8 protein-coding genes are annotated in these 12,209 nt (G+C 47.0%); 5 read left to right on the plus strand and 3 right to left on the minus strand.

Annotated elements, in window-relative coordinates:
- The first annotated feature begins 38 nt into the window (after positions 1-38).
- Positions 39-3,569, plus strand: a complete 3,531-nt coding sequence (smc, locus tag DF182_RS24670; protein WP_113618441.1) for a chromosome segregation protein SMC — start codon at positions 39-41, stop codon at positions 3,567-3,569.
- 84 nt (positions 3,570-3,653) lie between these two features.
- Entirely contained in the window at positions 3,654-4,052 is a 399-nt protein-coding gene (locus DF182_RS24675) for a DUF4259 domain-containing protein (protein WP_113618442.1), read from the plus strand.
- 229 nt (positions 4,053-4,281) lie between these two features.
- Here DF182_RS24675 and DF182_RS24680 read toward each other — a convergent pair whose 3' ends face one another.
- Positions 4,282-5,547 carry a NupC/NupG family nucleoside CNT transporter gene (locus tag DF182_RS24680; protein ID WP_113619720.1) on the minus strand — a complete coding sequence of 422 codons (1,266 nt, stop codon included), beginning with the start codon at positions 5,545-5,547 and terminating at the stop codon, positions 4,282-4,284.
- 335 nt (positions 5,548-5,882) lie between these two features.
- On the opposite strand from DF182_RS24680, the gene DF182_RS24685 reads away from it, so the two are divergent.
- From DF182_RS24685 to DF182_RS24695, 3 genes are all read left to right on the plus strand, one after another.
- Positions 5,883-8,171, plus strand: a complete 2,289-nt coding sequence (locus DF182_RS24685) for a DUF7133 domain-containing protein (RefSeq protein ID WP_113618443.1) — start codon at positions 5,883-5,885, stop codon at positions 8,169-8,171.
- 277 nt (positions 8,172-8,448) lie between these two features.
- A complete protein-coding gene (locus DF182_RS24690) occupies positions 8,449-10,014 on the plus strand; it encodes an FMN-binding glutamate synthase family protein (RefSeq protein ID WP_113618444.1) in 1,566 nt (521 codons plus the stop codon).
- Between the two features lie 15 nt (positions 10,015-10,029).
- Entirely contained in the window at positions 10,030-10,395 is a 366-nt protein-coding gene (locus DF182_RS24695) for a GreA/GreB family elongation factor (protein WP_113618445.1), read from the plus strand.
- Positions 10,396-10,493: 98 nt separating this feature from the next.
- On the opposite strand, the gene DF182_RS24700 is transcribed toward DF182_RS24695, so the two are convergent.
- Together DF182_RS24700 and mqnE are read right to left on the minus strand one after the other, a co-directional pair.
- Positions 10,494-11,024: a DUF192 domain-containing protein gene (locus DF182_RS24700; protein ID WP_113618446.1), complete on the minus strand. Its 531-nt coding sequence runs from the start codon at positions 11,022-11,024 to the stop codon at positions 10,494-10,496.
- A gap of 7 nt (positions 11,025-11,031) precedes the next feature.
- A complete protein-coding gene (gene mqnE, locus DF182_RS24705) occupies positions 11,032-12,207 on the minus strand; it encodes an aminofutalosine synthase MqnE (protein ID WP_245957543.1) in 1,176 nt (391 codons plus the stop codon).
- Positions 12,208-12,209 lie beyond the last annotated feature (2 nt).

Here is a 12,209-nt window from a genome sequence, read left to right on the forward strand (position 1 = left end):
TATATCTTTGACGCCTTAAAAAAACCTCGGAGTAAGTCGTGCGCTTAAAAACACTAGAAATTAAAGGCTTTAAAAGTTTTGCTGATAAAACCGTCTTGAACTTTGATGAAGGGATAACCGGAGTAATAGGCCCAAACGGTTGCGGCAAAAGTAATATTATCGACTCCATCCGCTGGGTGATCGGGGAACATAAAATCAGCAACCTGCGTTCGGAAAACCAGGCCGGACTTGTGTTCAACGGTTCCAAAACACGTTCCGCCAGCGGGATGGCGGAGGTAAGCCTTACCTTCGAAAATACCAAAAACGTACTGCCTACCGAATTTACTACCGTCACCATTACCCGCAAATTCTACAAAAACGGGGATAGCGAATACCGCCTCAATGACGTGGCCTGCCGTCTTAAGGATATCCATAACCTCTTTATGGACACCGGCGTCAGCACCGATTCCTACGCCATTATCGAGCTAGGAATGGTAGACGATATCATCAAAGACAAGGAAAACAGCCGTCGCCGCATGTTGGAACAAGCGGCAGGCATCTCCATATATAAAACCCGTAAAAAAGAAGCTAAATCCAAACTGGAAGCCACTGAAGGTGACCTTAACCGTATTGAGGACCTGCTGTTCGAAATCAACAATAACCTCAAAACGCTGGAAAGCCAGGCCCGCAAAGCCGAACGCTTCTATGAAGTAAAAAAGGAATACCGCGACATCAGCATAGAACTGGCTAAGGCAGCCCTGGAAGGTTTTAATATCACCTTTCGTGAACTGTCCGACAAACAACAGGAAGAAAGCGATCGAAAACTGCAGCTGGAAACCGAAATTACAACGGCGGAAGCTGCGGTGGAAGAAGATAAACTACACTTCGTTGCTAAGGAAAGAGAGCTGCAAGCCCTCCAGAAATCATTCAACGAACTGGTAGCCACCATCCGTACCAAAGAAAATGATAAGAACCTGGCCTCCCAACAGCTCACCTACCTGCGCGAACGGGAGAAAAGCATCAGCGATTTCCTCAATAATGCAGAGGGACAGCTGCAGGGACTGACCACTTCCATCGAATTCTCCGAAAAACAGGTGGTGGAAGAAGCTGAAGTGTTTGAATCCATGGAAGACGAACTCGAAACCCTCCGCGAAATGGTGGAGGATAAAAAGGAACGCTTCCAGCAGAAAAAACAATCCCTCGAAACACTGCGCAATGACCAGCAACGTTGGCAACGCCAACAGTTCGAAGCAGAAAAAAAGGTAGCTGTGGCGGATACTTCCGTCCAAAACCTGCAACGCAGCATCCAGCAGCTTCAGGAGGAGAAAAACAGCCGGCTGCAACAGATCACTCAACTGGAAACTGAAAAGGAAACGCTGCAACAAACCATCACCACCAGCAAAAATGAACTGGATGAAATGGTGCGTTTCCAGGAAGAGACAAAAAATAAAATACTGGCTACCCAGTCTGATATCGAAGGACTACGTGACCAGCTGGTTGATGAAAACCGTAAACTCGATTCCAAAAGGAACGAATTTGACCTCCTCAAATCTCTGGTAGACAGTCTCGAAGGCTATCCGGAAAGTATTAAGTTCCTGAAAAAGAATCCGGACTGGAATAACAACGCTCCCATCCTGAGCGATATCTTTTTCTGTAAGGAGGAATACCGCACCTGCGTGGAGAACCTGCTGGAGCCTTATCTCAACTATTACGTTGTTAATAATGTAGCGGAGGCTGTACAGGCCATCCAGCTGCTGGATAGCCATAAAAAAGGGAAAGCCAACTTCTTTATCCTCGACCAGTTCCGTACGCAGACCAATGGTCTGCTGGCTCCTGCCGGTACTATTCCGGCGCTGGACGTAGTAGAGATTGAAGAAAAATATAAAGGCCTGGGCTATCACCTGCTGGGGAAAGTATTTATCGGGGAAGACCTCACCCGGCTGGAGTTCAGCCAGGTATCCGATGATGAAATATGCCTGGTGGAGAAATCCGGCCGTATGCACCGTGGTAAATTCAACATTACCGGTGGTTCTGTAGGCCTGTTCGAAGGCAAAAAGCTGGGAAGGGCCAAGAACCTGGAAAAACTAGAAGTGGAGATTAAAGACCTGGAAGCAGTTGTTGGCAGGCTCCGCATACAGATACAAGACAAGCATAATGAAGTGCTGGGTTACAACAGCCAGCTCAATGAAAATAATATCAACGCTGCCCGTGAAAAGATCAATCAGATGAACAATCAGCTGTTTGGTCTTCAAAACAGGATCGAAAACTTCCATCACCTGATAGAAGCCGGCGACAAACGCCTGGAAGAAATGCAGCAGTCTCTTTCAGCCAATCAGGAAAGCATCTCCGGCGTGAGGGAAGAACTGGAAAATCTGAACGACCGGGTGGGAGAGCTGCAGGACGGCATTGCGGAGGCAGACAGAATGGCCCAGGAAGCGGAACAGCAGTTTAATATGGCCAATGTGCAGTTCAATAACCAGAACCTGCAACATACGCGCCAGCACAGTAAGATACAGGCGCTGAAGCAGGAACTGGAGTTCAAACGCAAACAGCTGGCCGACCTGCATACGCAAATCACCAGTAACAAAGCTCAACTGGAAGATACCGTGGCCAATGTTGCTGCCGCTGAAGAAAAACGCAATGCTGCTGATGAAGGGCTCGTGGAATTGTTCCGCCGCCGGCAGGAAGAAGAGAAAGCGCTGAACGAAAAAGACCAGGAATATTATAACTTCCGCAACCACCTCCAGGAGCTGGAAACTACACTGAGAGCAAAACAGAAGGCCCGCGAACAGCTGGAGCAGCAGCTCAATACCGTGAAAGATAAAGTCAACGAGCTTAAACTACAGCTGGCATCCATGAAAGAGCGCCTGAGCGTGGAGTTTAAGGTCAACCTGGATGAGATCATCGATGAACAGCGTCATTCAGAGCTGCCAACAGAAGAGCTGCAGGCCAGCGCGGAAAGGCTGAAGAAACGCCTGGAAAATATGGGTGAAATCAACCCTACAGCCATCGAGGCTTACCAGGAAATGAAAAAAAGATATGAGTTCATCCTGGAACAGAAAACTGACCTGGTAAATGCAAAAGACTCCCTGCTGGCAACTATCCAGGAGGTAGAGACAACGGCTAACCAGAAGTTCCTGGAAACATTTAATATGGTTAAAGAAAATTTCATCCGCGTATTTAAGGCGCTCTTCACAGAGGAAGATCAGTGTGATATGATCCTCAGTGATCCGGAAAACCTGGCAGATACCGGTATTGAAATTATCGCAAAACCTAAAGGTAAACGTCCGGCAGCCATTACACAGCTCTCCGGTGGTGAAAAAACACTAACCGCCACTGCATTGCTGTTTGCCATCTACCTGATCAAACCGGCACCTTTCTGTATATTGGATGAAGTGGATGCACCGCTGGATGATGCCAATGTTGGTAAATTTACCAACATGATCAGGAAATTTTCTGATAATTCACAGTTTATTATTGTAACACATAACAAACAGACCATGGCCGCTGTTGACGTGATTTATGGGGTGACTATGCAGGAACCCGGCGTGAGTAAGCTGGTACCAGTGGATTTCAGAAGTTTAAACTGATGGATGGTTTTTGTTGTTGTATGGAGAGTTATTACTTTTATTCCCAATTTCATTATTCTAAAAAAATAAAAAACATTACACACTATGGGCGCATGGGGCACCAGGAATTTTGAAAATGATGGATCACAGGACTGGATTTTTGACGTGATCGATAGCAAAGATGGTGGGTTGGTAACTGATACGCTGGCGCGTATCATCAATAACACCGAGACACTGGAAATAGCAGATTGCGAAGAAGGCTTGGCGGCCGCTGAACTGGTAGCCGCGCTGGTAGGACGTCCTAGCGAAGACTTCCCGGAGGATCCGCTGGACAAACTGGACATACTGAACCTGATCGCAACAAAAGCGCTGAGAAATCAGGCTGTTACTGCTGTTAACAAAATACTGAGCGCTTCAGAAATGAAAAACTTCTGGGGCGAATCCGGTGATTTACAATCATGGGAAGCTGTACAGGCATCCCTGGTGAAAAGACTGGAACTGTAAACAAGGAATTATTATTCCTGCCGGGAAAAATGGTCATAGAAACCGGGAATGTAATTTCCTGGTGAACAGACTAAGATGACTAAAGAAACAATTTGCTTAAGGACGACCGAGTTTTGAGCAGGGTTTGTGCTGTGTCATATCGACCCGGAAAAAACGCAGGAGTTTAAAAAAATAAAGCCCGTATGATTTCTCATACGGGCTGATTATTTTATATAACTCGGGAGAGTGATTACAAAAGAATACCAGCGATGGTGGCAGACAAATAACTTGCCAGCGTACCGCAAAGCAATGCTTTGAGTCCCAGTTTTGCCAGGTCTGTTCTGCGGCCTGGTGCCAGTTCTCCGATACCACCAATTTGCATACCTACGCTGCTGAAGTTGGCAAAGCCGGCAATGGCAATGGTTGAAATGGTAATTGCTTTGGCAGATTCAATTTTTACTGCATGACTGGTCATGCTTTTAAAGGCCACAAACTCATTGATAGTTAGTTTCTGCCCCAGCAGTGTTGCCACATTGTTTACATCCTGGGTAGGTACGCCCATAGCCCAGGCCATAGGGGTAAACAATTTACCAAAGATCCAGTCCAGGCTCAGATTAAAATCCAGATGCAGCAGATGGCCGAAATGAATAAGACACCAGTCGATCAGCGCAATCAATGCAATGAAACCGATCAACATGGCAATAACGTTCATGGCTATTTTGAAACCGTCGCCTGCGCCATGGGAAATGGCATCAATAACGTTGGTGTAGTTGCTCTTTACTTCCATCTTCACCCTGCCCATGGTCACGCTTTCTTCCGTTTCCGGGAATACGATCTTGGAGATAACCAGTGCTCCGGGTGCAGCCATCAGACTGGCGGTGATCAAAAAGGGCGCAATATCCATACCCGCCTGGAATCCCATGTTGGCATATACCACCAGGATACCGCCGGCAATACAGGCAAGGCTGCCGCTCATAGAAGCAAGGATTTCACTTTTGGTCATGGAATTGAGATAAGGACGGATCATTACCTGAGCCTCTACCTGACCTACAAATGCACTGGCCACATTACTCAGCGCTTCTGCACCACTTACCCGCATCACCACATTCATTGCTCTGGCGATGACCGCTACTATTCGCTGCATAATGCCAAAATGATAAAGTACGGCCACCAGTACACATACCAGGATAATTGTGGCAGTCACGTTAAAGGCAAATACAAATCCACCGCTGGCGTAGTCGGCAAAGGTACCAGTAGGAGGCTGGGATACGCCTATTCCACCATAAACAAAGGACGCACCCTGACGTGCAAACGCTTCCAGTTTACCCATAGCGTGGCCTACTTGTTGAAAAAACCAGGTAATAGGGGGTACTTTGAATACCAGCAGCGCAATCAGCACCTGTAATGTAATACCACTCAAAACCAGCCGGTAGTTAATTTTACTCCTGTTGTTGGAAAACAAAAAGGCAATACCCAGAATAAGGAGGATGCCTATTAAGCCCTGAAAGCGTTCCATAAATGTTAATAAATTGTAAAATATTCCCAATTAAGGCGACGAAGATAAGTTTTTTTGTGATTTCTGGACTTTTTGCGGGAGAAATAGAAAATACTTTTATAATTATCAAACTAATTGCTTGTAAAACAACTGTTTAGACTATTACCTATCTGATTGCATTTCGTCTGATTATCTCCTGGAATCTTCAGCTATACAAACTTTCTTTTAGTCCCTAGTAGAAAACCATCCAATAAACTCCCACAATTATAGCCCAGGGCTTCAGCCCTGGGAAAAAATATGTTGCAAAAAATCGCAGGAGATGTATTTTTATGAATTGCAATCGAATTAAATAAGTAATGAGCCGTTTACAGTACCTGGTTATTTCCACGATTTCCCTGGCAATCTTAGCCTGCGGACATACTCAAAAACAACATTCATTAAGCAAACATGAGCAGGATTCTCTGGCGATGCGGAAGCAGTATGCCAGCTCACCTGTACTGGACGGGAAAGCAGCCATAGCAGCCATGCAGGTGGACAGCGGCCTGGAAGTACAGCTGGTGGCTGAAGAACCGATGGTGGTAGCACCGGTGAATGCGGTATTTGATGAGCGTGGAAGGATGTGGGTCGTGGAGATGACTGGTTTTATGCCTGACACCAGTGGGACAGGAGAAGAAAAACCGGATGGCAAAATCGTTATCCTCGAAGATACTACCGGCGATGGAGTGATGGACCGGCGTACGGTATTCCTCGATTCGCTCGTATTGCCGCGGGCGGTGTGTCTGGTGGAGAACGGAGTATTGGTGGCCACACCGCCGCAACTGTGGTTTATTGAGAACAATAACGATAAACCCGGCAAGCGGATACTGGTAGACGACCAGTATGCTGCTGGTGGTAATGTAGAACATCAGCCCAATGGCCTTTTGAGAGCTATGGACAACTGGATCTACAACGCCAAGTCAGACAGGCGTTATCGTAAGGTGGGCAACAAATGGTTGAAAGAAACTACCACTTTCCGTGGTCAATGGGGTATTACTCAGGATGACAAAGGCCGTCTATACTATAACAATAATTCTGAGAATCTGTTGGGAGATTATTTTCCACCCGGACTGGGAGGCAAAAATCCACATCAGCAGAATGCGGCCGGCTATGATCAGCGGATTGTGCGGGATAATCATGTGTATCCTGTCCACCCTACGCCAGGTGTGAACCGGGGCTATATGAAGGGTGTACTCGACGACAGTCTGCGGCTGGTAGAGTTTACCGCAGCCTGTGGGCCGGTAATATACCGTGGTGGCCTGTTTCCGGCTGAGTATATTGGTAATGCTTTTGTGGCAGAACCTGCGGCCAATCTGATCAAACGGAATATACTGAATGATAGCAGTTACATCGTAAAAGGAAAACAGGCCTATAGTGGTAAGGAGTTCCTGGCCAGCACAGATGAGCGTTTCCGGCCAACAGGATTGTACAATGGACCTGATGGTGCTTTATATATTACGGATATGTACAGGGGGATTCTGCAGCATAAGACTTATATCACTACATATCTTAAGAATGAGATCAAAATGAGAGAGCTGACTCAACCGCTCAACTGTGGCCGTATCTATCGCATTGTGCCCAAAGGACAACGTCCGGAGAAGACATTGATGACGCCGGAGCAGTTGTTTAGTATGTTGGGCAATGCCAACGGAGCTTTGAGAGACAAGGCTCAGCAGCTGATCATAGACCATAATATGATGCAACTGGTGCCTGAGCTGCGTGCTGCTTTGAAAGACAGCCATGCACCTCTTAAACAGGTACATTCACTCTGGGCGCTGGAAGGACTGCATGCATTGACTTATGCTGATATTACTGGCGTGTTGCAACAGGGGAATGATCCGCTTAGCGTACAGGCCCTGGCAGCATTACCGGCAGTATTGAATGCAGCTGTAGCCAAACCTGTTGCCACCACGCTGGATAGCCTGGCAGATAAACCGTTTTTTACGCCATATGTAGCCTATCTGTTGCCGGCTTTGAATAAGGCCGATAAAGCTGCTGCCACAAAGTTGGAAGCGAAACTCATAAAAAACTATGCACAGGATCGTTATGTGTCTGCTGCATTGATCAATAATGCTACCAATAGGGAAGCAGCACTCCTGAAACAACTGGTTGCCACTAATCCGGATACGGCACTGGCGCTGAATAAACAGCTGAATGTTGTGCTGAAAAGTATAGACAATGCTGCCAACGTAAAAAAAATGGACGCACTGGGCAAAACCTATCCCCACGGATACCGGATCTTTAATACCGTGTGCCAGACCTGCCATGGTAAAAACGGGAATGGGATCGCGGCGATGGCACCTCCGTTAAACGAAAGCAATTGGGTAAATGGTAACAAAAACACCCTGGCTGCTATTGTATTATACGGCCTTACAGGTCCGGTGGAAGTGCATGGGAAACTGTACAAGGCACCGGAAATAAATGGAGATATGCCTGGCATCGGCGGTAGCGATGAATTCAGCGATAGCGATATCGCCGAACTGCTCACATTTTTGCGCAGTGCCTGGAACAACAAGGCCGGAAAAGTGACGACAGAGGATATCCGGAATACACGCAAACAGTATAATGGCCGACAAAAACCCTTTACTGCCGGAGAATTAAGCAAATAGTGCGCGGATATCAATAAAAGGTCTATCTTTGCTACTCATAATTATTACAATTGAGTAAGGCAACAAACATATTATCCTGCTGTAGTAACTCTGGTACATGCCAACGTACCTGCGGGTTCCTGTTGCCTTTTTTATCCTGTCCCAAAGACTTCAACAATTAAGCCCGGGCAACTTATAGCATCGTAACAGTTGTACCCGGGGGGATGATACCTGTATGCTTTGTACAAGTAGTATAATCCATTTGCATTTTCCAAAACAATCTTATAAAAACAGTTTTATGAATCATCGGATAGCACGATGGGCAGTTTATCTTTTATGCCTGTTGCTGGATGGATGCGTGGCGGCTAGCCTTTATCGCGGTTATTTAACGGGATGGATCTTATTACCATTAGCTGTCGGCCTTAGTGTACTTACGCTGTACGACCGCTTGCAGGGCAAGCATGCCCTGTTGCGTAACTACCCACTGCTGGGACGGTTACGTTACCTGCTGGAGCAGATCAGGCCGGAAATGCGTCAGTATTTTTTTGAGTCTGATACAGATGGAAGACCGTTCAACCGCCGTCAGCGTGCGGTAGTTTATCAACGTGCCAAAGATGTAAAACAGACCGTTGCTTTTGGTGCATTGGAAAACATGTATGAGCCAGGTTATGAGTGGGCCGCGCACACTGCTTTTCCTAAGAAAGTGAAGCCGGAAGCATTAAGGGTAACAATTGGCAATGAACAATGTACACAACCTTATAATGCAAGTTTACTCAATATCAGCGCAATGAGTTACGGCGCATTGAGTAAAACAGCCATCCTTTCCCTTAACGGGGGCGCGCAGATTGGCGGTTTCGCCCACAATACGGGAGAAGGTGGTGTAAGTCCGTATCACCTGCAACATGGTGGTGACCTGATCTGGCAGATCGGTACAGGTTATTTTGGTTGCCGTGATGAGCAGGGAAACTTCTCACCAGAGGTATATACTGCAACAGTGGCAGCCCCTTCTGTAAAAATGGTTGAGCTGAAACTGAGCCAGGGTGCAAAACCTGGTAAAGGGGGGGTATTACCCGCAGCGAAAAATACACCTGAAATTGCAGCCATCCGTAAGGTAAAACCAGGCGTGAGCGTGCTTTCACCTGCTGCACATACTGCTTTTGGCAACGAATATGAAATGCTGGCGTTTGTGAAGCAGCTGAGAGAACTGTCTGGTGGTAAACCGGTAGGCTTCAAATTGTGCGTTGGCCGTAAAGATGAATTTGAACGTATCTGCATCGCGATGACCAACACCCGTATCTACCCCGACTTTATTACGGTAGATGGTGCGGAAGGTGGTACAGGTGCTGCTCCGCTGGAATTCACTGACAGCATCGGTATGCCCTTATATGACGCATTGGCACTGGTAGTGAATATGCTGAAGAAGCACGAACTGAAACAACATATCCGTATCATGGCCAGTGGTAAAATCATCACCGGTTTTGATATCATGAAAGTGTTGGCATTAGGTGCGGATGCATGCTATAGCGCCAGAGGTATGATGCTCGCATTGGGTTGTATTCAGGCCCTGCAGTGCGACAGTGGCAGCTGCCCGGTGGGAGTAGCTACTCAGGATCCAACCCTCTATCAGGGTGTGAATGTAACAGATAAACGCGAACGTGTGGCTAATTTCCACCGTAACACGATATATGCATTGGCAGAACTGATGGGCGCCTGCGGTTTCGAAGCAGCAGACAAAGTAAATCCTGCAGCCCTTTACAGAAGAGTAACCAGAACGGACATACGATCATATGAAGAAATATATGCACCGGACAGCAGCCGTTCTGCTGGAGCGGCGCTTTATCCGGGGCCATCTGTTAACAATTGATAAAACCCTGTTTTCATGAAAAAGAAACAGATTATTGTATCCCAACATGATTACGAAATTTTAAAAACCCTTTGTTACCACGCTCCTGGCACTGATAAGCTGAAGGAGGAGTTGGAAAGGGCTGTTATCAGAAAAACAAAAGTGCCGGATGATGTGGTACAGGTAAATTCCACGCTGCAGTTCAAAGATGAGCGCAGCGGTGCTGTACGGGAAGTACAGCTGGTATTGCCTGCTGCCAGCAACATCCAGCTGGGTAAACTGTCTATCCTGTCACCTATAGGTACCGCCCTGCTGGGCTACAGTGCCGGTGATACCATTGATTGGGAAGTGCCTGCGGGCAAAACCCAACTGCATATCCTGCGGGTAGTCAATGAAGGATAGTCCAATAAAGGCTATAATGTTAGCGATCAAATATGTATCAAGCAAAAAAAGCCCCGGCGTCTGCCGGGGCTTCTTATTTGGAAATGATGTGATCGTTATTAGTGGTACACAACCTTGTCGCCATAACCAATATGGTATTTGTCACAGAAGCCACCGTTCACTTCCAGCACATACTGTGCTTTTTTGAAAGAGGGGAGGCTTTGCTCCGACAGAGGCGTGGCATACTTCTGAATAGATACAATCTCCATCTTATCATCGATGTAGATGATGTCGAGGGAGATGTAGGTATTTTTCATCCAGAAGGAACGTTCTTCCATATCCGGAAAGATAAACAGCATGCCCTGATCATCGCTCATAGATTTACGGTACATCAGTCCGTCTTCTCTTTGTTTGTCAGTCTTGGCCAGCTGAATATCTATTTTGCGGATGGTGTCTGCATTGTTTTTGGAAAGAAACGCCAGCGACGCATCTTTTCTGAAGTCGCTGCCGTTTGCAGTAACAGTACCTGGTGATTCGGTACCGGCCTTGCTGCTGCTGGTTTCGGTAGCGGTGCTGTTGTTGCCTGTTTTTTCATGACAGCCCGACGCATATAGCGAGGCTATCAGGATGTATTTGTACGGTAGCTGCATAAGGATATTATTTGGTCAGTAATTCCTCTTCAGAAAAAACAACGTCAGTATAGTCTTTTATTTCGTTGTATACGGTATCCCTTTCTACAGGTCTTCTGCCGGCCTGTTTGATAAGGTGGGCCAGCTGGGCAGTGTTCATGGAAGGGTTTTGTTCTTCGGCTCCTGCCATGCTGTATATCTTGGTGGTATCATCAATGGTACCATCAAGATCGTTTACTCCGAAGGAAAGTGTCAGCTGGGCAGTGTTTCTTCCCAACATCGGCCAGTAGGCTTTCAGGTGCGGGAAGTTGTCCATATACAGTCGTGCTACGGCATACAGCTTCAGGTCTTCTACGATAGAAGTTTCCGGAATATCGGACATGTCGTTGCCTTTATTTCTGAATTTCAGCGGGATGAAGGTGTTGAAGCCATGTGTTTCATCCTGCAGCTGACGCAGTTGCTCCATATGATCAATACGGTGAGCATAGGTTTCTACGTGACCGTAGAGCATGGTAGCGTTGGTGGTCATACCCTGGTTATGGGCAGCGCGGTGGATGGCCAGCCATCCGTCACCATCTACTTTGTCGTGGCATATTTTGGCACGCACATCAGGATGGAATATCTCAGCACCGCCGCCAGGCATGGATTGCAGGCCTGCTTCGTTGAGGATACGCATACCTTCTTCGAGGCTTACCTTGGCTTTGCGGAACATATAATCCAGCTCTACAGCGGTAAAACCTTTAATATGGAGGTCGGGGCGGTGTGCCTTGATTTTTTGGATCAGCTCTACAAAGAAATCGAGCTGCATTTTAGGATGTACGCCACCCACAATATGTACTTCCGTAACAGGCTGGTTGTCGTATTTTTTCACGATGTCCAGCATCTGGTCGATACTGAGTTCCCATCCTTCTTCCCTGTTTTTATAGAGGCGGGAGTAGGAGCAGAAATGGCAGGTGAAAACACATACGTTGGTAGGCTCGATATGAAAGTTACGGTTGAAGTAAGTCTTGTCGCCGTGCATACGCTCCCGAACGTGGTTGGCCAGTGCGCCTAAAAAGCCGATATCACCTTTCTCAAATAAGGTCAGCCCATCCTCGGGCGTAATTCTTTCCTTGCGGAGAATTTTTTCTGCAATGCTCTTCAGGGAAGTATCCAGTGTGGCTTGCTGAAGAAGCGTTTGAACTGCCGGGTAATCTTGTCTCATCG

It is taken from the genome of Chitinophaga flava (assembly GCF_003308995.1).
Classification (GTDB): domain Bacteria; phylum Bacteroidota; class Bacteroidia; order Chitinophagales; family Chitinophagaceae; genus Chitinophaga; species Chitinophaga flava.

What these genes read in the sequence shown, in the direction of transcription:
- DF182_RS24685 (WP_113618443.1), top strand. Translation starts at nt 5,883, where the DNA reads ATGAGCCGTTTACAGTACCTGGTTATTTCCACGATTTCCCTGGCAATC.
- DF182_RS24680 (WP_113619720.1), bottom strand. Translation starts at nt 5,547, where the DNA reads ATGGAACGCTTTCAGGGCTTAATAGGCATCCTCCTTATTCTGGGTATT.
- DF182_RS24690 (WP_113618444.1), top strand. Translation starts at nt 8,449, where the DNA reads ATGAATCATCGGATAGCACGATGGGCAGTTTATCTTTTATGCCTGTTG.
- DF182_RS24675 (WP_113618442.1), top strand. Translation starts at nt 3,654, where the DNA reads ATGGGCGCATGGGGCACCAGGAATTTTGAAAATGATGGATCACAGGAC.
- DF182_RS24700 (WP_113618446.1), bottom strand. Translation starts at nt 11,024, where the DNA reads ATGCAGCTACCGTACAAATACATCCTGATAGCCTCGCTATATGCGTCG.
- DF182_RS24695 (WP_113618445.1), top strand. Translation starts at nt 10,030, where the DNA reads ATGAAAAAGAAACAGATTATTGTATCCCAACATGATTACGAAATTTTA.
- mqnE (WP_245957543.1), bottom strand. Translation starts at nt 12,207, where the DNA reads ATGAGACAAGATTACCCGGCAGTTCAAACGCTTCTTCAGCAAGCCACA.